This window comes from Pseudomonas zeae (assembly GCF_014268485.2).
Lineage (GTDB): Bacteria > Pseudomonadota > Gammaproteobacteria > Pseudomonadales > Pseudomonadaceae > Aquipseudomonas > Aquipseudomonas neuropathica.
In genome coordinates this window covers 341,815-364,132 of record NZ_CP077090.1, presented here as the reverse complement: position 1 = coordinate 364,132, position 22,318 = coordinate 341,815, and the positions used below count along the sequence as shown (strand labels likewise).

The 22,318-nt window shown below is 56.8% G+C and carries 13 protein-coding genes, 2 tRNA genes and 4 rRNA genes; 10 read left to right on the top strand and 9 right to left on the bottom strand.

The features are described from left to right. Window positions 1-2 precede the first annotated feature (2 nt). Entirely contained in the window at window positions 3-3,395 is a 3,393-nt protein-coding gene (locus HU754_RS01670) for an amino acid adenylation domain-containing protein (RefSeq protein ID WP_186625622.1), read from the top strand. A 21-nt stretch (window positions 3,396-3,416) separates the two neighbouring features. Beyond that, complete coding sequence (locus tag HU754_RS01665) at window positions 3,417-3,884, top strand: SRPBCC family protein (protein WP_186625624.1); 468 nt, start codon at window positions 3,417-3,419, stop codon at window positions 3,882-3,884. Window positions 3,885-4,011: 127 nt separating this feature from the next. Here the strand turns inward: HU754_RS01665 and HU754_RS01660 are convergent, their stop codons facing one another. The 9 genes from HU754_RS01660 to HU754_RS01620 form a co-directional block, all read right to left on the bottom strand. Continuing rightward, the gene (locus HU754_RS01660) at window positions 4,012-5,892 is read right to left on the bottom strand and encodes a methyl-accepting chemotaxis protein (protein ID WP_186625626.1); all 1,881 of its coding nucleotides are present in this window, start codon (window positions 5,890-5,892) and stop codon (window positions 4,012-4,014) included. Between the two features lie 382 nt (window positions 5,893-6,274). After that, window positions 6,275-6,390, bottom strand: a 5S ribosomal RNA gene (gene rrf, locus HU754_RS01655). 105 nt (window positions 6,391-6,495) lie between these two features. Next, window positions 6,496-6,611 (bottom strand): 5S ribosomal RNA (gene rrf, locus HU754_RS01650). Between the two features lie 156 nt (window positions 6,612-6,767). Continuing rightward, window positions 6,768-9,661: ribosomal RNA gene (locus HU754_RS01645) — 23S ribosomal RNA — on the bottom strand. Window positions 9,662-9,907: 246 nt separating this feature from the next. Next, a tRNA-Ala gene (locus tag HU754_RS01640) sits at window positions 9,908-9,983 on the bottom strand. Window positions 9,984-10,013: 30 nt separating this feature from the next. Next, a tRNA-Ile gene (locus HU754_RS01635) sits at window positions 10,014-10,090 on the bottom strand. A gap of 81 nt (window positions 10,091-10,171) precedes the next feature. Beyond that, window positions 10,172-11,708, bottom strand: a 16S ribosomal RNA gene (locus HU754_RS01630). The 16S, 23S and 5S rRNA genes sit together here with 2 tRNA genes alongside, the layout of an rRNA operon. Window positions 11,709-12,294: 586 nt before the next feature. Further along, window positions 12,295-13,515 carry a CaiB/BaiF CoA transferase family protein gene (locus HU754_RS01625; protein ID WP_186620411.1) on the bottom strand — a complete coding sequence of 407 codons (1,221 nt, stop codon included), beginning with the start codon at window positions 13,513-13,515 and terminating at the stop codon, window positions 12,295-12,297. Window positions 13,516-13,528: 13 nt separating this feature from the next. Further along, entirely contained in the window at window positions 13,529-14,710 is a 1,182-nt protein-coding gene (locus HU754_RS01620) for an acyl-CoA dehydrogenase (RefSeq protein WP_007953903.1), read from the bottom strand. A 157-nt stretch (window positions 14,711-14,867) separates the two neighbouring features. Between HU754_RS01620 and HU754_RS01615 the strand changes: the two genes are divergently transcribed. The 8 genes from HU754_RS01615 to HU754_RS01580 all read left to right on the top strand — a co-directional run bounded on the left by HU754_RS01615 (window position 14,868) and on the right by HU754_RS01580 (window position 22,258). Then, window positions 14,868-15,767, top strand: a complete 900-nt coding sequence (locus HU754_RS01615; RefSeq protein ID WP_186620409.1) for a LysR family transcriptional regulator — start codon at window positions 14,868-14,870, stop codon at window positions 15,765-15,767. 434 nt (window positions 15,768-16,201) lie between these two features. After that, the gene (locus HU754_RS01610) at window positions 16,202-17,323 is read left to right on the top strand and encodes a Re/Si-specific NAD(P)(+) transhydrogenase subunit alpha (protein ID WP_186620407.1); all 1,122 of its coding nucleotides are present in this window, start codon (window positions 16,202-16,204) and stop codon (window positions 17,321-17,323) included. Between the two features lie 15 nt (window positions 17,324-17,338). Continuing rightward, complete coding sequence (locus HU754_RS01605) at window positions 17,339-17,659, top strand: NAD(P) transhydrogenase subunit alpha part 2 (RefSeq protein ID WP_003187417.1); 321 nt, start codon at window positions 17,339-17,341, stop codon at window positions 17,657-17,659. Further along, on the top strand, window positions 17,659-19,092 hold the full coding sequence (locus HU754_RS01600; RefSeq protein ID WP_186620405.1) for an NAD(P)(+) transhydrogenase (Re/Si-specific) subunit beta: 1,434 nt from the start codon (window positions 17,659-17,661) through the stop codon (window positions 19,090-19,092). The genes HU754_RS01605 and HU754_RS01600 overlap by 1 nt, the downstream gene beginning before the upstream one ends. 214 nt (window positions 19,093-19,306) lie before the next feature. Then, window positions 19,307-20,800, top strand: a complete 1,494-nt coding sequence (scpC, locus tag HU754_RS01595) for a succinyl-CoA:acetate CoA-transferase ScpC (protein ID WP_186620404.1) — start codon at window positions 19,307-19,309, stop codon at window positions 20,798-20,800. Between the two features lie 321 nt (window positions 20,801-21,121). Then, on the top strand, window positions 21,122-21,337 hold the full coding sequence (locus HU754_RS01590; protein ID WP_007911656.1) for a DUF1127 domain-containing protein: 216 nt from the start codon (window positions 21,122-21,124) through the stop codon (window positions 21,335-21,337). 258 nt (window positions 21,338-21,595) lie between these two features. After that, window positions 21,596-21,805 carry a DUF1127 domain-containing protein gene (locus HU754_RS01585; protein ID WP_093429470.1) on the top strand — a complete coding sequence of 70 codons (210 nt, stop codon included), beginning with the start codon at window positions 21,596-21,598 and terminating at the stop codon, window positions 21,803-21,805. 135 nt (window positions 21,806-21,940) lie between these two features. Further along, entirely contained in the window at window positions 21,941-22,258 is a 318-nt protein-coding gene (locus tag HU754_RS01580; protein WP_186620402.1) for a DUF2388 domain-containing protein, read from the top strand. The last annotated feature ends 60 nt before the right edge of the window (window positions 22,259-22,318 follow it).

The window sequence follows — 22,318 nt, the reverse complement described above, 5'->3', positions numbered from 1 at the left end:
ATATGAAACGTCTCGACATTTTGCTGATTGGCACCAGCCAGGCGATGACCGACCTGGCGCAGGAACGGGAACAACACGGTCACTCCTTGCAGCGCAGCGCTGCCGGTGCATCGACGGTGGATCTGATCATCGACGATGGTTTTATCGGCGCCGGCGATTTCTGCTCGATCCCGCACCTGCATCTGCGTTTGGGTGTCGGCGTGCAGAGCCCTGCCGGTTTGCCGACACTCGATTTGCTGTGTTTCCTTGGCTCGTCACTGATCAGCCGCGTACCGATTGGCGATGAGCCGTCCGGCAATGGGCAGGCGCTGCGGCAACGGGTGCTGACGCAGGTGGTCGATGAAGTGGCGTTGCTGGTCAGCCGCTTCTCCCGTGATGCTGACTATCTGCAGCTGGCCGCGTCAGTGACTGCGCCGGATTTCGAGAGAATGGAAAACCTGCTGTTCCTCGACAGCCTGGCTTACGTCCATCACCGCAACGACACGGCCAATCCCGCATTGCTGGAAGAGGCGCAGATCCCGGTGATCGAGCGCCTGCAACGAAGCTTGATCCACCACGCTGAACGCCCGGCGCTGCACATCGCCGAACAGTCGATCAGCTATCGCCAACTGCACGCTCACAGCCGTGCGATTCAACAGCGCTTGCTGCCGTTGCTCGAGCAACAGCCAAAACCGTGGGTGGTCGGCATCTGCCTGCCAAAAAGCCCGGCATTGTTTGCCTCGATTCTGGCGATCCTCGGCAGCGGCGCGGTGTATCTGCCGCTGGAACCGAGTCATCCGTTACAGCGTCAGCAATACATTCTGCAAAATGCAGGCGCGCTGCTGTTGCTGCATGATGGCGAGCATCCGCTCAGCGCATCCATGGCGGGGCTGGACGTCAGCCGCATCGACAACTCAGAGGCAGATCTCAGCCAACCGTTGATGCGCCGCCGCCCCGAACTTGATGCACCGTGCATGGCGCTCTACACCTCGGGCACCACCGGGCATCCGAAAGGCGTGTTGCTCAGTCAGGCCAACCTCGCGCACTTTACCGCGTGGTACGCCGATTACGTGCAATTGCAGGCCGAGAGTCGGGTCTTGCAGTTCTCGTCGCTGAGCTTCGATTCATCACTGATCGACATCTTCCCGACCCTGCTGGAAGGTGCCGAACTGGTGGTGCCGGACGACACGCAACGACGAGATCCATTGCAACTGGTCGCGTTGATCCGCCGCCGACACCTGACCCACGCATTCCTGCCACCGGCGCTGTTGAGCATCCTGCCGCTGGAGCAACTGGAAGGCGTGCAAGTGATGACCGGCGGCGATGTCTGCGAGCCGTTTGTCATTGAGCAACTCACCCGCCAAGGCACACTGCACAACCTTTACGGCCCGACCGAAGCCACCGTACTGATCACCGCGCGCCAGCTCAAACCGGGCGACAGTAACCGTACCCTCGGGGCACCAATCGCCAACAGCCAAGTGCTGATTCTCGATGACGATTTGCAACCGGTGGCGGAGCACACCGTCGGCGAATTGTTCATCGTCGGCCCCGGTGTTTGCCTCGGTTATCTGAACAATCCGCAGCAGACCGCCGAGCGTTATCTGACCCTGCAATTACCGGACGGCCAAACGCTGCGCGCCTACCGCAGCGGCGACATGGCCAGGTGGGGCGAGCACGGTATCGAACTGTGCGGGCGGCGCGACAATCAGGTAAAAATCCGTGGCTTCCGGGTCGAGCCGGAAGAGATCGAGCGCTGCCTGCGCGAGAGCCAGTTGTACCGGCAAATGGCGGTGGTGATCGACAGTCAGCGGCGCATTCTCGCGTTCCTCGCACAAGCGCAATCGGACACCGCACGCGACGCGCTGAAAGCCCACGCCAGACAGTTTTTGCCGGACTACATGCAACCGGTGGCGTGGACCGAGCTGGCGAGCATGCCGTTCGCCAGCAACGGCAAAGTCGATCGCAAAGCACTGCTGGAACTGCCAGTGAGCGTGCAGGACAGCGGGCCGAAATGCCTGCCGGTGAATGCCGATGAAGCGCTGTTGCTGGAGATCTGGGCGGAGTTGCTGGAGCTGCCGAGCAGCGACATTTCCACCGACGAAAGCTTCTTCAATCTCGGTGGCCACTCGGTTCTGCTCTCGCGCATGTTGCTGCGTTTGCGTGAGGAGTTCGGGCGTAGCATTTCGATCAACCGCTTCATCGAACTGCCGACCATCATCAAACTGGCAACGCTGGTACGCGGCACCGATGACAGCGCCGTACTCAGCGCCCAGGCCATGGCCGACGCCGAGCGTGCACTGGAAATCGAGCCACTGCCGATCAGCCGCATGGGCGATGTGCATAAAGTCATCGTCACTGGCGCCAATAGTTTTGTCGGCGTGCACATCGTCGAGGCGCTGCTCGGTTGGGGTGCCAGCGAAGTGGCGTGTCTGGTGCGCGACGGCGGCGGCAAAACGGCGGCGCAACGCTTTGCCGAGTCACTGCGTGAAAACCGCCTGGAGCATCTGGATCTGAGCCGCGTGCGGGTTTACGCGGCAGATATTACGCGTCCGCAGTTGGGCCTGAATGAGGACGACTATCAGCGCCTGGATCGCGAGTTCGGCGCACTGGTGCACAACGCCGCTAACGTCAATCACGTACTCGATTACGAGTCGCTGGCGGCGGACAACGTCGAACCGATTTTCGCCCTGCTGCGCTTGTGCGAAGGGCAGAGCAAAAAGGTTTTCAACTTCGTCTCGACGCTGTCGGCTTCCAGCACGGTGGACAATGCTGGACGGGTGCTGGAACTGCCCGCCGCCACAACACCACCGATCTACATTCGCAACGGTTACAACCTGTCGAAATGGGTCGGCGAGCGCATCCTCGAACGAGCGCGGGAGCGCGGCGTCCGGGTCAATCTGTATCGCCCCGGCAATATCAGTTTCAACAGCTTGAGCGGCGTTTGTCAGCCGCACAAAAACCGTTTGATGCTGATGCTCAAAGGCTCGATTCAGCTCGGCCAGGTACCGGCCCTCGCGCTGAATTTTGACCTGATGCCGGTGGACTTTCTCGCCCGCTTCATCGCCTTCCACGCCAGCCGTTATTCGTCCGACCGCGCGGTGTTCAACCTGCATAACCCCGAGCCTTTGAGCTGGGACGCCTACGTCACTTCGTTCCGCGAAACCGGCAGCGAGTTCGCGCTGGTCAGCGTCGCCGACTGGCAGCAGCAACTAAACCGCGTCGATGCCGACAACGCGCTGTTCGGCGTGCTCGGTTTCTACCTCAACGGCTTCGAAGAAGACATCGGCGACATCACCCTGATTGGTCATGCCAACGCTGAGGCCGGCGTGCAGCTGATGGGCGCGCACTACCCGCAGAAATCCCCGGCACTGCTGCGTCGTGGCTGCGATTACCTGAAAGAAATCAACTTCATCTGATCCAACAAAAGGAGCAACACCATGAGCACTCTGCAACCCGATACCCTGATCAAAAACCCGCATGGCTGCCACGTAGTGTCTTCGGTAGAAGTGCCGGCAGACGCGGCGCAGGTCTGGGCGGTGGTCGGCCAATTCGGCGGTTTCGACCGCTTCATTCCGACGCTGTCGCATATCGAAACAATCGGCGAGGGCGTGTCCTCGCTGCGCAAGAAATGCTTCAAGGATGGCAACGTGGTGGTCGAGCAACTCAACTCCCGCGATGAGCAGGCCCGATGCATGACCTGGACGACGATTTACAACACGTTGGGGGTGGCGAATCTGTGGGCGGCGATGAATGTCGAATCGCTGGGCGCGGGTAAGTCTCGGGCGACGTGGACGATCATTGCCGAGCCGGCTGCGGGCGGGGAAGAGGCACTGCCAGGGTTCAAGGATTTTGTGCAGGGGTTTGCGGATGATGCGATGGGGAATGTGCTGAAGCTGTTTGTTTAAGACTTCGGCTTTGCGGTGAATGCACCACCGCTTTCGCGAGCAGGCTCGCTCCCACAGGGAAATGCATTCCAAATGTGGGAGCGAGCCTGCTCGCGAAGAACGATAACGCGGTCTCCAATCTGAATAATCAGATCTTGAAGCTGTCGACCAATTGCTTCAGACGGTTAGCCTGCTGCGACAACGCATCACAATCCTTCAACGTCTCGTTGAGGTTAGCCACGCTCTGCTGATTCAGCAGGTTGATCTGGTTAACGTCGACGTTGAGGGTTTCCACAACCGCGGTCTGCTCTTCAGTGGCCGCGGCTACAGATTGGTTCATGCCGTCGATTTCACCTATGCGCTGAGTCACGCTGACCAGACGCAAACCGGCCTGATTGGCCACTTCCACGCTCTGCTCGCTGGACACCTGACTGGCGTTCATCGTGGTCACCGCTTCCCGCGAACCGATCTGCAACGACGTGATCATTTTGTGGATCTCTTCCGCCGACTCCTGGGTGCGATGGGCAAGGTTACGCACCTCGTCCGCCACCACGGCAAAACCACGTCCGGCTTCACCGGCACGCGCCGCTTCGATCGCGGCGTTAAGTGCCAACAGGTTGGTCTGTTGCGAAATGCCTTTGATCACGTCGAGGATGTGGCCGATGTTGTCGGTGCTGGCGTTCAGGGTTTCGATCTGCGTGCACGATAGGCTGATCTTCTGCGACAGTTCGGTCATCGCTTGAATCGTCTGCTCGACCACCTGACGCCCGTCATCGGCCTGCTCGCTGGCCCCGCTGGCGTGCTGCGAAGCATCGGCGGCGTTGCGCGCAATTTCCTGCGTGGCGGCACCCAGTTCGTTGATCGCCGCAGCGACGCTGTTGGTGCGCGCACTTTGCTCGTCGGAGCCGACGATCGAAGCGTTGGACGATGCCATCACCCGTTGCGACAAGTCATGCACATGACGGGTGGCGGAAGACACTTCGGAAATCGACGCGTGAATCCGCTCAACGAACTGGTTGAACGCGCTGCCCAATTCACCGAACTCGTCTTTGCTCTCTACCACCAGACGACGGGTCAGGTCGCCCTCGCCCTGAGCGATGTCCTGCATCGCGCGGCCCATGGTGGTCAGCGGGCGCATCAACACATTGATCAACAGGCTCAGCAGCAATGCAATCGCTGCCACCGCGACAAACATCGCGATCAGCGCCGAAGTACGGAATTGGCTAAGTGCGGCGTAGGCCTTGTCGTGATCGATCGACAGACCGATGTACCACTGCGCATTCGGCAGGTCGCTGACCGGAGTGAACGACAGAATACGTTCCTGGCCGTTAAGCACGACGTTCTGGTTGCCCTTCTCGATGCGCACGCTGGTGTTCGGGTAGATGTCTTTCAGGTTTTTCATGACCTGATCCTTGTCCGGGCTAACGATCACCTGACCGTCGGCGCTGACCAGGAATGCATGGCCGAGGCCACCGAAGTCCACCGAGTTGATGATCTTCACCAGGGTTTCCAGGCTCAGGTCACCACCGACCACACCGAGCAGTTCGCCGTTCTTTTTCACCGGCATGGCGATGGTCACCACCAGCCCGCCGACAGCAGCCATGTATGGCGGCGTCAGCATGGTTTTGTCAGCTACCACGGCTTGCTTGTACCAAGGGCGCTGACGCGGGTCATAGCCGTCCGGCATCTTCGCGTCAGGGCGCTGGGTGAACACACCGTTGGCCTGACCGACGTAGGTGAACTGGAAGTTCGAGGTGAAGGCCGGTTGATCGACCAGGCCCGGGAAGTCCGCGTCCTTACCCTGATGGGCAACGTTCTGCGCGAGGTTTTCCAGCACCAGGATCCGCCCGCTCATCCAGTTCTGCACGCTGCTGGCGGTCAGATCACCGGCCTGCTGCACAGAAGACTGAAGGTTCTGGCGAATGGTGTTTCGCTGCAGATAGTCGTTGTAGAGGGTGAACAGCGCGAACGCCAGGACCACGACGCCCGAGGCGGCCAACAGGATTTTATGGCTGAACTTGAGATTCATTTCATGGGACTTCTTATGCCAAAAGTGGGGATGCGTTCCGGATGCAACATTCCATGTACAGTGCAGGCAGCGTTCTACTAGCCGCTCTACTTTGGTGCACGCATGTCTCACCAGTCTGTCGGCACGTGTCGGAGAAATCTTAGGGCCATACGGGAAATGGATGATTTTTCTGCCAGATTCCCGCCCAACGGCGTGCCAGAGCGTTCGCCACGGTGTTTCCGGAGCAACGTTCCGGCGGCGGTTTCAAATCCTGCAACCCTTTTTCCTGTGCATAAAAAAGCCAGCCCCTGATGTCTCAGGAGCTGGCTTTGTCGTTTCTTTATCTGATCCTGAAATGACAAAACCCCCGTCTGCGTTAGCAGACAGGGGTTTCGGAATTCAATCTTGACGATGACCTACTCTCACATGGGGAAACCCCACACTACCATCGGCGATGCATCGTTTCACTTCTGAGTTCGGGATGGGATCAGGTGGTTCCAACGCTCTATGGTCGTCAAGAAATTCTTTATCTGGCCCGTCAACACGGTAACGAGCCAGCAAAAACAGTTACTTCTACTAAAACAAAACCCCAACTGCTTTCGCAATTGGGGTTTCGGAATTTAATCTTGACGATGACCTACTCTCACATGGGGAAACCCCACACTACCATCGGCGATGCATCGTTTCACTGCTGAGTTCGGGATGGGATCAGGTGGTTCCAACGCTCTATGGTCGTCAAGAAATTCGGGTACTGACTCGTGACCAGATGGCCTCGCTTCAGCAAATTGGGTATGTGACAGCTTTCGGTGTTTGTGAACATCGAACTTTCGGTTCGTTTCGTCTTCACACACCGCAATCTGATGCTCTTTCGAGTAGTCAAATTGCTTGGGTGTTATATGGTCAAGCCTCACGGGCAATTAGTATTGGTTAGCTCAACGCCTCACAGCGCTTACACACCCAACCTATCAACGTCGTAGTCTTCGACGGCCCTTCAGGGAACTCAAGGTTCCAGTGAGATCTCATCTTGAGGCAAGTTTCCCGCTTAGATGCTTTCAGCGGTTATCTTTCCCGAACATAGCTACCCGGCAATGCCACTGGCGTGACAACCGGAACACCAGAGGTTCGTCCACTCCGGTCCTCTCGTACTAGGAGCAGCCCCTCTCAAATCTCAAACGTCCACGGCAGATAGGGACCGAACTGTCTCACGACGTTCTAAACCCAGCTCGCGTACCACTTTAAATGGCGAACAGCCATACCCTTGGGACCGGCTTCAGCCCCAGGATGTGATGAGCCGACATCGAGGTGCCAAACACCGCCGTCGATATGAACTCTTGGGCGGTATCAGCCTGTTATCCCCGGAGTACCTTTTATCCGTTGAGCGATGGCCCTTCCATACAGAACCACCGGATCACTAAGACCTACTTTCGTACCTGCTCGACGTGTCTGTCTCGCAGTCAAGCGCGCTTTTGCCTTTATACTCTACGACCGATTTCCGACCGGTCTGAGCGCACCTTCGTACTCCTCCGTTACTCTTTAGGAGGAGACCGCCCCAGTCAAACTACCCACCATACACTGTCCTCGATCCGGATAACGGACCTGAGTTAGAACCTCAAAGTTGCCAGGGTGGTATTTCAAGGATGGCTCCACGCGAACTGGCGTCCACGCTTCAAAGCCTCCCACCTATCCTACACAAGCAAATTCAAAGTCCAGTGCAAAGCTATAGTAAAGGTTCACGGGGTCTTTCCGTCTAGCCGCGGATACACTGCATCTTCACAGCGATTTCAATTTCACTGAGTCTCGGGTGGAGACAGCGCCGCCATCGTTACGCCATTCGTGCAGGTCGGAACTTACCCGACAAGGAATTTCGCTACCTTAGGACCGTTATAGTTACGGCCGCCGTTTACCGGGGCTTCGATCAAGAGCTTCGCGTTAGCTAACCCCATCAATTAACCTTCCGGCACCGGGCAGGCGTCACACCCTATACGTCCACTTTCGTGTTTGCAGAGTGCTGTGTTTTTAATAAACAGTCGCAGCGGCCTGGTATCTTCGACCGGCATGGGCTTACGGAGCAAGTCCTTCACCCTCACCGGCGCACCTTCTCCCGAAGTTACGGTGCCATTTTGCCTAGTTCCTTCACCCGAGTTCTCTCAAGCGCCTTGGTATTCTCTACCCAACCACCTGTGTCGGTTTGGGGTACGGTTCCTGGTTACCTGAAGCTTAGAAGCTTTTCTTGGAAGCATGGCATCAACCACTTCGTGTTCTAAAAGAACACTCGTCATCAGCTCTCGGCCTTAAGATCCCGGATTTACCTAAGATCTCAGCCTACCACCTTAAACTTGGACAACCAACGCCAAGCTGGCCTAGCCTTCTCCGTCCCTCCATCGCAATAACCAGAAGTACAGGAATATTAACCTGTTTTCCATCGACTACGCTTTTCAGCCTCGCCTTAGGGACCGACTAACCCTGCGTCGATTAACGTTGCGCAGGAAACCTTGGTCTTTCGGCGTGGGTGTTTTTCACACCCATTGTCGTTACTCATGTCAGCATTCGCACTTCTGATACCTCCAGCAAGCTTCTCAACTCACCTTCACAGGCTTACAGAACGCTCCTCTACCGCATCACCCGAAGGTGATACCCGTAGCTTCGGTGTATGGTTTGAGCCCCGTTACATCTTCCGCGCAGGCCGACTCGACTAGTGAGCTATTACGCTTTCTTTAAAGGGTGGCTGCTTCTAAGCCAACCTCCTAGCTGTCTAAGCCTTCCCACATCGTTTCCCACTTAACCATAACTTTGGGACCTTAGCTGACGGTCTGGGTTGTTTCCCTTTTCACGACGGACGTTAGCACCCGCCGTGTGTCTCCCATGCTCGGCACTTGTAGGTATTCGGAGTTTGCATCGGTTTGGTAAGTCGGGATGACCCCCTAGCCGAAACAGTGCTCTACCCCCTACAGTGATACATGAGGCGCTACCTAAATAGCTTTCGAGGAGAACCAGCTATCTCCGAGCTTGATTAGCCTTTCACTCCGATCCACAGGTCATCCGCTAACTTTTCAACGGTAGTCGGTTCGGTCCTCCAGTTAGTGTTACCCAACCTTCAACCTGCCCATGGATAGATCGCCCGGTTTCGGGTCTATTCCCAGCGACTAGACGCCCTATTAAGACTCGCTTTCGCTACGCCTCCCCTATTCGGTTAAGCTCGCCACTGAAAATAAGTCGCTGACCCATTATACAAAAGGTACGCAGTCACAGAACAAAGTCTGCTCCCACTGCTTGTACGCATACGGTTTCAGGATCTATTTCACTCCCCTCTCCGGGGTTCTTTTCGCCTTTCCCTCACGGTACTAGTTCACTATCGGTCAGTCAGTAGTATTTAGCCTTGGAGGATGGTCCCCCCATATTCAGACAAAGTTTCTCGTGCTCCGTCCTACTCGATTTCATGACTAAGAGATTTTCGCGTACAGGGCTATCACCCACTATGGCCGCACTTTCCAGAGCGTTCCGCTAATCTCAAAGCCACTTAAGGGCTAGTCCCCGTTCGCTCGCCACTACTAAGGGAATCTCGGTTGATTTCTTTTCCTCAGGGTACTTAGATGTTTCAGTTCCCCTGGTTCGCCTCTTGCACCTATGTATTCAGTACAAGATAACCATCTTATGATGGCTGGGTTCCCCCATTCAGACATCTCCGGATCAAAGTCTGTTTGCCGACTCCCCGAAGCTTTTCGCAGGCTACCACGTCTTTCATCGCCTCTGACTGCCAAGGCATCCACCGTATGCGCTTCTTCACTTGACCATATAACCCCAAGCAATCTGGTTATACTGTGAAGACGACATTCGCCGAAAATTCGAATTTCTCAATTAAGAGAACTCACAAATTTTACCTTAGCCTGATCCGTTACCAGTGAAAGTAACGTTCAGTCTATCTTTCTATCACATACCCAAATTTTTAAAGAACGAACTAGTCAAAGACTAGAAATCAACATTCACCATCATCATGATGGAATGCTCATTTCTAAGCTTTATACAAGAGAAGCAGTAGTGGTGGAGCCAAACGGGATCGAACCGTTGACCTCCTGCGTGCAAGGCAGGCGCTCTCCCAGCTGAGCTATGGCCCCGTATTTCTACAGGCGTTTCCCACACAAAATTGGTGGGTCTGGGCAGATTCGAACTGCCGACCTCACCCTTATCAGGGGTGCGCTCTAACCAACTGAGCTACAGACCCAATTTCGGGCTGCTTCTTTCGTCTTCTTCAATGAATCAAGCAATTCGTGTGGGAACTTATGGAGCAGCTGATGTCGTCGATTAAGGAGGTGATCCAGCCGCAGGTTCCCCTACGGCTACCTTGTTACGACTTCACCCCAGTCATGAATCACACCGTGGTAACCGTCCTCCCGAAGGTTAGACTAGCTACTTCTGGTGCAACCCACTCCCATGGTGTGACGGGCGGTGTGTACAAGGCCCGGGAACGTATTCACCGTGACATTCTGATTCACGATTACTAGCGATTCCGACTTCACGCAGTCGAGTTGCAGACTGCGATCCGGACTACGATCGGTTTTATGGGATTAGCTCCACCTCGCGGCTTGGCAACCCTTTGTACCGACCATTGTAGCACGTGTGTAGCCCAGGCCGTAAGGGCCATGATGACTTGACGTCATCCCCACCTTCCTCCGGTTTGTCACCGGCAGTCTCCTTAGAGTGCCCACCATTACGTGCTGGTAACTAAGGACAAGGGTTGCGCTCGTTACGGGACTTAACCCAACATCTCACGACACGAGCTGACGACAGCCATGCAGCACCTGTCTCAATGTTCCCGAAGGCACCAATCCATCTCTGGAAAGTTCATTGGATGTCAAGGCCTGGTAAGGTTCTTCGCGTTGCTTCGAATTAAACCACATGCTCCACCGCTTGTGCGGGCCCCCGTCAATTCATTTGAGTTTTAACCTTGCGGCCGTACTCCCCAGGCGGTCAACTTAATGCGTTAGCTGCGCCACTAAGAGCTCAAGGCTCCCAACGGCTAGTTGACATCGTTTACGGCGTGGACTACCAGGGTATCTAATCCTGTTTGCTCCCCACGCTTTCGCACCTCAGTGTCAGTATCAGTCCAGGTGGTCGCCTTCGCCACTGGTGTTCCTTCCTATATCTACGCATTTCACCGCTACACAGGAAATTCCACCACCCTCTACCATACTCTAGCTCGACAGTTTTGAATGCAGTTCCCAGGTTGAGCCCGGGGATTTCACATCCAACTTAACGAACCACCTACGCGCGCTTTACGCCCAGTAATTCCGATTAACGCTTGCACCCTCTGTATTACCGCGGCTGCTGGCACAGAGTTAGCCGGTGCTTATTCTGTCGGTAACGTCAAAACAGCAACGTATTAAGTTACTGCCCTTCCTCCCAACTTAAAGTGCTTTACAATCCGAAGACCTTCTTCACACACGCGGCATGGCTGGATCAGGCTTTCGCCCATTGTCCAATATTCCCCACTGCTGCCTCCCGTAGGAGTCTGGACCGTGTCTCAGTTCCAGTGTGACTGATCATCCTCTCAGACCAGTTACGGATCGTCGCCTTGGTGAGCCATTACCTCACCAACTAGCTAATCCGACCTAGGCTCATCTGATAGCGCAAGGCCCGAAGGTCCCCTGCTTTCTCCCGTAGGACGTATGCGGTATTAGCGTTCCTTTCGAAACGTTGTCCCCCACTACCAGGCAGATTCCTAGGCATTACTCACCCGTCCGCCGCTGAATCCAGGAGCAAGCTCCTCTCATCCGCTCGACTTGCATGTGTTAGGCCTGCCGCCAGCGTTCAATCTGAGCCATGATCAAACTCTTCAGTTCAAACATCTTTGGGTTTTTAAGAAACCCTAAACTTGGCTCAGCAATCGTTGGTTACATCTTTGATTTCTCGCGGAGTAACTTGTGATGCTGATAATCTTGTTGACTATCAGTCTGACTCCACAAGCACCCACACGAATTGCTTGATTCAGTTGTTAAAGAGCGGTTGGTTAAGATCTTTCGTCTCAACCGAGGCGCGCATTCTACAGCAGCCTCATTTGCTGTCAAGTGATTATTTTCAGAAGTTTTCGAAGAATTCTTCAACAACTTCAACCACTTGCGCTTCCGATCTCTCGTCAGCGGGAGGCGAATTCTACAGCGTTACACGCTGCTGTCAACACCTCTTTTTCAACTTCCTTCTGGCTTCGATGAACTGAAGCAACCTGCCGCCGAAACCTGCATAACTCATTGAATCTCAAGGAGTTTTCCGTTTCGACTGCGCCGGAAGTGGGGCGAATTATAGACATCCTGAATCTGCCGTCAACCGTTAATTTCACTTTTCTTTCAATCACTTGCAGATTGGTTGAAAAACAGTCAACCGCCTCTCTATATAGGAAGCAAACGCCGCGCTTCTATATAGAAGGAATGTCTACAGCACTCCAGCGGCTTTCAAATCAGCCACCGCACCCGACCCCATCCCAAGCACCCGCTGCAAAACATCCAGCGTATGCTCACCCAACAAGGGAGGCGCCCGACGATACTCAACCGGCGTCTGCGACAAACGAATGGGGCTGGCTACCTGAGGCACCATACCCGCCAACGCATGCGGCATCTCTATCGCCAAGCCACGCGCCTTGACCTGAGGGTCCTCAAACACTTGCGACAAATCATTGATTGGCCCGCACGGCACGCCCGCCTGCTCCAGCTGAGCAACCCACTCGGCAGTCGTCTTGAACACGGTTGCCTGACGAATCAAAGGAATCAGCTCCGCGCGATTCGCCACCCGCAACTTATTGGTCGCGAAACGCGGATCATCCGCCCACTGCGGCTGCCCCGCCACTTCGGCAAACTTGCGGAACTGCCCGTCATTACCCACGGTGAGGATGAAATCACCATCGGCCGTAGGAAAATCCTGATAAGGCACGATGTTCGGATGCGCATTGCCCAAGCGCTTAGGTGCGTTGCCCGTTGTCAGGTAGTTCATCGCCTGGTTAGCCAGACACGCCACCTGGACATCCAGTAATGCCATGTCGATGTGCTGCCCACCACCGTCGTGATCGCGATGAGCCAGCGCAGCCAGAATGGCTACCGTCGAATACAGACCGGTGAGAATATCCGTCAGCGCCACACCAACTTTCACCGGACCGGCACCCTCATCACCCTCAGGACGTCCGGTCAGGCTCATCAGCCCACCCAGCCCCTGAATCATGAAGTCATAGCCGGCGCGCTTGGCATACGGCCCGGTCTGGCCGAATCCGGTAATCGAGCAATAGATCAGGTCCGGATTGATCGCTTTCAGCGATTCGTAGTCCAGCCCATACGCCGCCAGACCACCGACCTTGAAATTCTCAATGAGGATGTCCGACTTCGCCGCTAGCTCGCGCACCAACTTCTGACCCTCGGGCCGCGTGAAATCGATGGTCACCGATTGCTTGTTGCGGTTGGCCGACAGGTAATAAGCCGCCTCAGACGTATTCTCGCCATAAGCGTCTTTAAGGAAGGGCGGCCCCCAGGCGCGCGTATCATCGCCATTGCCCGGGCGCTCGACCTTGATCACTTCGGCGCCAAGGTCGGCGAGGATCTGCCCGGCCCACGGTCCGGCCAATACTCGCGATAAATCCAGTACCCGCAGATGCGACAGCGCGCCCATGGTCGCTCTCCTGTTAATAGAACGCCTGCAGACCGGTTTGCGCACGCCCGAGGATCAGCGCGTGAACGTCGTGAGTCCCTTCATAGGTATTCACCACTTCCAGGTTGACCAGATGACGGGCCACGCCGAATTCGTCGGAGATGCCGTTACCACCCAACATGTCGCGCGCCATACGGGCAATGTCCAGCGACTTGCCGCAAGAGTTGCGTTTCATGATCGAAGTGATCTCGACCGCAGCAGTGCCTTCATCTTTCATACGCCCCAACCGCAGGCAGCCTTGCAGGGCCAAGGTGATTTCGGTCTGCATGTCTGCCAGTTTTTTCTGGATCAACTGAGTGGCAGCCAATGGGCGACCAAACTGCTGGCGATCGAGGGTGTACTGACGAGCGGTGTGCCAGCAGAACTCGGCAGCGCCCAGCGCGCCCCAAGAAATGCCGTAACGCGCCGAGTTGAGGCAGGTGAACGGACCTTTCAGGCCACGCACATCCGGGAAGATGTTCTCTTCCGGCACAAACACGTTATCCATAACGATCTCACCCGTGATCGACGCACGCAGGCCGACCTTGCCGTGAATCGCCGGAGCGCTCAGGCCTTTCCAGCCTTTTTCCAGGACGAAACCACGAATGTCACCGGCATCGTCTTTGGCCCAGACCACGAACACATCGGCGATCGGGCTGTTGGTGATCCACATTTTCGCGCCGGTCAGGCTGTAGCCGCCGTCGACCTTACGTGCACGAGTGATCATCGCGCCCGGGTCGGAGCCGTGGTTGGGTTCGGTCAGACCGAAGCAGCCGATCCATTCGCCGGAAGCCAGCTTCGGCAGGTACTTCTGCTTTTGCGCTTCAGTACCGAATTCGTTGATCGGCACCATCACCAGCGACGACTGTACGCTCATCATCGAGCGGTAGCCTGAGTCGACACGCTCGACTTCACGGGCAATCAGACCGTAGCTGACATAGTTCAGACCGCTGCCGCCATACTGCTCAGGGATGGTCGCGCCCAACAGACCGACTTCGCCCATCTCGCGGAAGATCGCCGGGTCGGTTTTCTCATGACGGAAGGCTTCAAGAACACGCGGCGCGAGGCTCTGTTGAGCAAACTGCTCGGCGGTGTCGCGGATCATGCGCTCTTCTTCGGTGAGCTGTTGATCCAGCAGCAGGGGATCGATCCAGTTGAAGCTAGCTTTACCGCCCATGAGTCTGTCCTCGCAAATCGGTGAATTAACGTGGCATTGATCCTAGGCGCGGTTCGTCATCGCGGCAAACGAGGATTTCGCATTCTGTTGTGCTAATTTCTCACTCCGACACGTCGCGGAATGCCTTTTATGCGGCGCATTAGTGAGGTTGACGTACATGCGCAGGAAGATCCCCAGCACCACCGCCCTGATCAGTTTCGAAGCTGCCGCGCGCCACGAGAGCTTTACCCGCGCTGCCGAAGAACTTTCCCTGACTCAAGGCGCCATTTGCCGACAAATAGCCAGCCTTGAGGAGTTCCTCAGTGTGGAACTGTTCCGACGCTCGCGGCGCGGGGTGAAGCTGACCGAGGCGGGGCTTTCCTACAGCCGCCGAGTCGCGACGCAACTAGATGCAGTCGAACGCGACACGCTGTCCGTGATGGGCCAGCAAGGCACCAACGTAATCGAACTGGCGGTGGTGCCGACCTTCGGCACGCAATGGCTGCTGCCACGTCTGAAAGATTTCCAGCTCAAGCATCCGGAAGTCACGGTCAACCTGACCAACCGCACCCGGCCCTTTCTGTTTGCCGATACCGAATTCGATGCGGCGATCTACTTCGGTGATGCCGATTGGTCCGGTACCGAATCCCACAGGCTGATGGGCGAGAATCCGATGCCGGTGTGCAGCCCCGCCCTACTCGACAACAAGACGCTTCTGACAGCCGCAGCCATCGCCGAACTGCCGCTGCTGCAGCAGACCACCCGACCTTACGCCTGGCGCCAGTGGTTCAACTCGCAACAGCTGAATATCCCCCGCGACATGACAGGCCCGCGCTACGAGCTATTCTCCATGCTCGCCCAAGCGGCCATGCACGACATGGGCATCGCGCTGATTCCACCGTTCTTGATTCAGCGTGAGCTGGCCGAGAAACGCCTGGTAATTGCAAACCCGCAGGCGCTTTCCAGTATCAAGGCCTACTACCTGATGATTCCTGAGCGAAAGGTCGAATCAGCGTCATTAAAGGCATTTCGTGACTGGCTGGTAACTCAGGCACAGAGCTACAGCCTAGAAGGGTAAAGGCTTACCACGTTATCTAACCCCGTAGTCAGGAAAACAAAAGCCCTACAGATATAAGTATTTGTCGCAATTCAACAGACTGTATCCGAAAGTCGTACAGACGTCCCACAAGCGGCTGACGACGTGGCTTTGAGCCTTCATCAGCGACGCATTAGTGCCTATTCACGTCACCGATGAGAAATTTTTCCATATTCGGCCAGAATCCTTACAAGGCACGGCCTGCAAGGGATTCGGCTGGCCATCTGCGACATTCGGTCACGGGATGACTTGTAGTTAATTTTCCGTCACCCGTCATAATCCCTTGAAGGGCATAAAGTTCGCCTGCAAAATGCCGCGCCCCGCCCTGATTTGGCGGGATCGTGCTGATCGGCCGCCCCAGTCGCACCATCCGTAGTGCATGGGTTTACTCAATAAGATCACGCAGGAGATTTGACGTGCACATTGGTGTTCCTCTCGAAACCCAGACCGGTGAAACACGGGTTGCTGCAACCCCGGAAACCATTAAAAAGCTGATCAGCCAAGGTCATAAGGTCACTGTGCAAACCGGCGCCGGCGTTAAAGCCAGTGTGGTCGACAGTGCCTATGAAGCGGCAGGCGCAACCATTGGCAGTGCCAATGACGCGTTTGGCGCCGAGCTGATTCTCAAAGTGGTCGCGCCAAGCGATGCCGAACTGACGCTGATCAAGCGCGGTACGGTGTTGGTCGGCATGCTCAATCCGTTCAACAACGAAACCATCGCAAAGATGGCCGAGTGCGGCATTACCGCGTTCGCCCTCGAAGCGGCGCCGCGCACCTCGCGCGCGCAGAGTCTCGATGTGTTGTCGTCGCAGGCGAACATTGCCGGCTATAAGGCTGTGTTGCTGGCCGCTCATTACTATCCGCGCTTCATGCCGATGCTGATGACCGCTGCGGGCACCGTGAAAGCGGCGCGCGTGCTGATTCTCGGCGCCGGTGTGGCCGGGTTGCAGGCGATCGCCACGGCGAAGCGTCTTGGTGCGGTGATCGAAGCGTCCGACGTGCGTCCGGCGGTAAAAGAGCAGATCGAATCCCTCGGCGCGAAGTTCGTCGACGTGCCTTACGAGACCGATGAAGAGCGTGAATGCGCCGTTGGTGTCGGCGGTTACGCGCGGCCAATGCCGGCAAGCTGGATGCAGCGTCAGGCGCAGGCCGTGCACGAACGCGCCAAGCAAGCTGACATCGTCATCACCACCGCGCTGATTCCGGGCCGAAAGGCACCGACGCTGTTGAGCGCGGAGACCGTGGCGCAGATGAAACCGGGTTCGGTGGTCATCGACCTCGCCGCTGCTCAGGGCGGCAACTGCCCGCTGACCGTGGCCGATCAGGTCGTGGTCGAAAATGGCGTGACCATTTGCGGCCCGACCAATCTGGCCGGTGCAGTCGCTGCAGACGCCTCGGCACTGTATGCGCGCAACCTGCTGGACTTCCTCAAGCTGGTGTTCACCAAAGAAGGCCAGTTCGACGTCAACCTCGAAGACGACATCGTCGCCGCGTGCCTGATGTGCCGCGACGGCCAAGTCATCCGCAAAAACGCCTAAGCAGGGATTCAGACGATGGAAGAGCTTATCTCCCCCGGTATCTACAACCTGATCATCTTCGTGCTGGCGATTTATGTCGGTTACCACGTGGTCTGGAACGTTACACCTGCGCTGCACACACCTTTGATGGCGGTAACCAACGCCATCTCGGCGATCGTAATCGTCGGCGCCATGCTTGCCGCTGCGCTGACCGTCACGCCGCTGGGCAAAACCATGGGCACCCTTGCTGTGGCGCTGGCTGCGGTCAACGTGTTCGGTGGCTTCCTGGTGACCCGCCGCATGCTTGAGATGTTCAAGAAGAAAGCCCCGAAAGTAAAAGAAGAGGCGCCGAAGTAATGAGCATGAATCTCGTCACGACGCTCTACCTGATCGCGTCGATCTGCTTTATCCAGGCCCTCAAAGGCCTGTCGCACCCGACTACCTCGCGGCGCGGCAACCTGTTCGGCATGCTCGGCATGGCGTTGGCCATCCTGACCACCGTCGGCCTCATCTATAAGTTGGGCGCTGAGCTGGCTACGGCCGGTATCGGTTACGTGATCGTTGGCCTGCTGGTCGGCGGCACCGCCGGTTCGATCATGGCCAAGCGCGTTGAAATGACCAAGATGCCGGAACTGGTCGCCTTCATGCACAGCATGATCGGCCTTGCGGCAGTGTTCATTGCCATCGCCGCTGTGGTGGAGCCGCAATCGCTGGGCATCGTCAAGCAACTGGGCGACTCGATTCCGGCGGGCAACCGTCTGGAGCTGTTCCTCGGCGCTGCGATCGGCGCGATCACCTTCTCCGGTTCGGTGATTGCGTTCGGCAAGCTGTCGGGCAAATACAAGTTCCGTCTGTTCCAGGGCGCCCCGGTACAGTTCGTTGGTCAGCACAAGCTGAACGCCGTGCTGGGCCTGGCGACGCTGGCACTGGGCCTGACCTTCATGTTCACCGGTAACCTCACTGCGTTCGCGCTGATGCTGGCGCTGGCGTTTGTGATGGGCGTGCTGATCATCATCCCGATTGGCGGCGCCGACATGCCGGTCGTGGTGTCGATGCTCAACAGCTACTCGGGCTGGGCGGCGGCGGGTATCGGCTTCTCGCTGAACAACTCGATGCTGATCATCGCCGGTTCGCTGGTGGGTTCGAGCGGCGCGATCCTCTCGTACATCATGTGCAAGGCGATGAACCGTTCCTTCTTTAATGTACTGCTCGGCGGTTTCGGCAACACGGTAGACGCAGGTCCTGCCGGTGCGAAAGAAGCACGTCCGGTGAAATCCGGTTCGGCTGACGACGCGACCTTCCTGCTGACCAACGCCGACACCGTGATCATCGTCCCGGGCTACGGTCTGGCAGTGGCACGTGCGCAACATGCGCTGAAAGAGCTGACCGAGAAGCTGACCCACCGTGGCGTGACCGTGAAGTACGCGATCCACCCCGTAGCGGGCCGTATGCCGGGGCACATGAACGTTCTGCTCGCCGAGGCCGAAGTGCCTTACGACCAGGTGTTCGAGATGGAGGACATCAACTCCGAGTTCGGTCAGGCCGATGTGGTGCTGGTGCTCGGCGCGAACGACGTGGTTAACCCGGCCGCAAAGAACGATCCGAAATCGCCGATTGCCGGCATGCCGATTCTCGAAGCGTTCAAAGCCAAGACCATCATCGTCAACAAGCGCTCGATGGCCAGCGGCTATGCCGGTCTGGACAACGAGCTGTTCTATCTGGACAAAACCATGATGGTCTTCGGCGACGCGAAGAAAGTCATCGAAGACATGGTCAAAGCGGTCGAATAATTCCCCTCTGCAATAGCGAACGCCCCGACTTGTCGGGGCGTTTTTGTTTGCGCAAACAGTCGGACAATTTGCCGCGTTGTTGCAGATCCAGTAACGGTGTTTTACTTCAAACCCGCTAAATAGACGCCTCGTTTGCGACCTTGGTAGCGGGACAGGCGCTCGTCAAATTCACTAGACTGCGCATCCTGCTACTCGCTTCCCGAGATAATAATCCATGTACCGTGACCGTATTCGCCTGCCTTCGTTGTTGGATAAAGTGATGAGCGCCGCCGACGCAGCCGCTTTGATTGAGGACGGCATGACCGTCGGCATGAGCGGCTTCACCCGCGCCGGCGAAGCCAAAGCCGTCCCTCATGCACTGGCCGAGCGGGCCAAGGTCACGCCGCTGAAGATCAGCCTGATGACCGGCGCCAGCCTGGGCAACGACCTCGACAAGCAACTGACCGAAGCCGGCGTGCTGTCGCGGCGGATGCCATTCCAGGTCGACAGCACCCTGCGCAAGGCAATCAACGCCGGCGAGGTCATGTTCATCGACCAGCATCTGTCGGAAACCGTCGAGCAACTGCGCAACCAACAACTGAAGCTGCCGGACATCGCGGTCATCGAAGCCGTGGCCATCACCGAGCAAGGCCACATCGTGCCGACCACCTCGGTGGGCAACTCGGCAAGCTTCGCGATTTTCGCCAAACAGGTGATTGTCGAGATCAACCTGGCGCACAACGCCAACCTCGAAGGCCTGCATGACATCTATATCCCGACCTATCGCCCGACGCGCACGCCAATTCCGCTGGTAAAAGTCGACGACCGCATCGGCAGCACGGCGATTCCGATTCCGCCGGAGAAGATTGTCGCCATCGTGATCACCCAGCAGGCGGACTCGCCGTCTACCGTGTCGTCGCCGGACGTCGACACCAACGCCATTGCCGATCACCTGATCACCTTTTTCAAGCAGGAAGTCGACGCCGGGCGCATGACCAACAAGCTCGGCCCGTTGCAGGCGGGGATCGGCAACATTGCCAACGCGGTGATGTGCGGTCTGATCGATTCGCCGTTTGAAGACCTGACGATGTACTCCGAAGTGCTGCAGGATTCGACCTTCGATCTGATCGACGCCGGCAAGCTGAGCTTTGCGTCGGGCAGCTCGATCACCCTGTCGGAACGCCGCAACAGCGACGTGTTCGGCAATCTGGAGAAGTACAAGGACAAACTGGTGCTGCGTCCGCAGGAAATCTCCAACCACCCTGAGGTGGTGCGCCGGCTGGGCATCATTGGCATCAACACAGCGCTGGAGTTCGACATCTACGGCAACGTCAACTCCACCCACGTTTGCGGCACGCGGATGATGAACGGCATCGGCGGTTCGGGTGACTTCGCGCGTAACGCGCATCTGGCGGTGTTCGTGACCAAATCAATCGCCAAGGGCGGGGCGATTTCCAGCGTGGTGCCGATGGTCAGCCACGTCGACCACACAGAGCACGATGTCGACATTCTGGTGACCGAAGTGGGTCTGGCCGATTTGCGCGGCCTGGCGCCGCGGGAACGTGCACGTGTGATCATCGATAACTGTGTGCACCCGGACTTCCGTCAAGCGCTGAATGATTACTTCACGAAGGCCTGTGCAATCGGTGGCCATACCCCACACATTTTGCGTGAAGCGTTGAGCTGGCATATGAACCTGGAAGAAACCGGGCGCATGCTTGCGGTGTAATCCACTCAGATAAACCGTTGGCGCAAACACAGTTTGCGTCAGCGGATTGTTGCAATCTTCAATGCTGACAAAAACTGTACTGCTGTACTGGTCTTTTCCTACAGCTTTTGCCTACCTTTTTCCTCGAATCGATCAAAAACGCACCACTTAAGTGCGGACAGGTACAGTTTGCTCAATTTTGACCCGTACACCCCCTATAAACAGTTAACTGGTCACTCACAATACAGTTGAACTGTATCTAGAGAGACTTGGCAAACGAGAGGATCATGGGCACCAGTCAAACCACTACCTGATCCCGCCACAAGCGGAAGGATGTCAACCATGGAACGTACACTCAGTTCCGAACTGTTCTTCGAAGACAAAGCTGTAAACACCCAGGCTTCCCTGCCTCTGCGCGTTATCGCCAACCTGATGTTGTGGCAGCGCCGCATCTCCAGCCGCCATCAACTGGCTCGCCTGGATTCGCGTTTGCTGGCTGACGCCGGTATCAGCGAAGCACAACGCTACGAAGAGCTGAGCAAGCCGTTCTGGCGCTAAGTAGCGTCGCTGGCTCTGGTCGTTAGACCCACCGCCAGCAACCCGAATTGAACAAACGAAACCCGTCGTGGGAAACCACGACGGGTTTCGTCGTTTTGGGGAGTTTTAAATCCCTATACAGCTAGCTTTATCGCCGGCAGGTACAGTTTATTAGAATCACAACCTGAACCAGTACAATTTGCTTCTGCTGTATCTGCCTCTTCCTCTGTCACAGGCTCAACATGACCTTCCGCCTTCACCGGTAATAAGGACTACGTCATGAATGACTTACAGGATGTTTCAAGAAACTTCAGCCATTCCTACCCTCGCCCCAATGCTCTGCGTCGCCTGATTCGCGGGCTTCTGGACAGCCTGGAGCGCGCCAGAACAAGGCGCCTGCTCTCTCAACTCGACGGTCGGGATCTCGCCGATCTTGGCCTCAGCCATGCCGATCGACTGAGTGAACTGGATAAACCGTTCTGGCGCTAGCATTTTGCCCACTGTGCGAACCTCGCAAAGCAAGCCTAATATCCACGCAGAACGTGGCGAATGCTGTGTCACTGGCGTCTGACTCCTCAGATCCCGAGCCACCTCTCAATACGGTTTATCCATAGGAGTTACACCATGTCCCGTCTTCGTCTGCTCAGTGCTGCCGCCCTGCTGGCCGTGGTTGCCAACGCCAGCGCCACCAGCTTCATCGTGACCACCGACGCTGTTGTCGGTGCACTGAAATCCTCGTCCGACGCCACCTCCGACGTTTCCTCGTCGTTCCGTGATGACAAAATCGTCCTCGCCGCCCGTGACGACGCTGCCAGCTTCGTGGCCAGCGAAGGCGAAATCCGTGGTGTGAAACTGGAAAGCGCGCTGGATCACATCCGTCATCAGGCCCCACAGCTACAAGCTACCGACGCGCAGTTGGCTCAAGCCATCCTGACGATCTAAGCGCCTGACACCGTTCGGGACACGCCGGTCGTGTCCCGATGTTTCGGCGCTGGCTCTGGT

Coding starts and splice junctions, on each gene's coding strand:
- HU754_RS01670 (WP_186625622.1), top strand. CDS start 3: ATGAAACGTCTCGACATTTTGCTGATTGGCACCAGCCAGGCGATGACC.
- HU754_RS01665 (WP_186625624.1), top strand. CDS start 3,417: ATGAGCACTCTGCAACCCGATACCCTGATCAAAAACCCGCATGGCTGC.
- HU754_RS01660 (WP_186625626.1), bottom strand. CDS start 5,892: ATGAATCTCAAGTTCAGCCATAAAATCCTGTTGGCCGCCTCGGGCGTC.
- HU754_RS01625 (WP_186620411.1), bottom strand. CDS start 13,515: ATGGGCGCGCTGTCGCATCTGCGGGTACTGGATTTATCGCGAGTATTG.
- HU754_RS01620 (WP_007953903.1), bottom strand. CDS start 14,710: ATGGGCGGTAAAGCTAGCTTCAACTGGATCGATCCCCTGCTGCTGGAT.
- HU754_RS01615 (WP_186620409.1), top strand. CDS start 14,868: ATGCGCAGGAAGATCCCCAGCACCACCGCCCTGATCAGTTTCGAAGCT.
- HU754_RS01605 (WP_003187417.1), top strand. CDS start 17,339: ATGGAAGAGCTTATCTCCCCCGGTATCTACAACCTGATCATCTTCGTG.
- HU754_RS01600 (WP_186620405.1), top strand. CDS start 17,659: ATGAGCATGAATCTCGTCACGACGCTCTACCTGATCGCGTCGATCTGC.
- scpC (WP_186620404.1), top strand. CDS start 19,307: ATGTACCGTGACCGTATTCGCCTGCCTTCGTTGTTGGATAAAGTGATG.
- HU754_RS01590 (WP_007911656.1), top strand. CDS start 21,122: ATGGAACGTACACTCAGTTCCGAACTGTTCTTCGAAGACAAAGCTGTA.
- HU754_RS01585 (WP_093429470.1), top strand. CDS start 21,596: ATGAATGACTTACAGGATGTTTCAAGAAACTTCAGCCATTCCTACCCT.
- HU754_RS01580 (WP_186620402.1), top strand. CDS start 21,941: ATGTCCCGTCTTCGTCTGCTCAGTGCTGCCGCCCTGCTGGCCGTGGTT.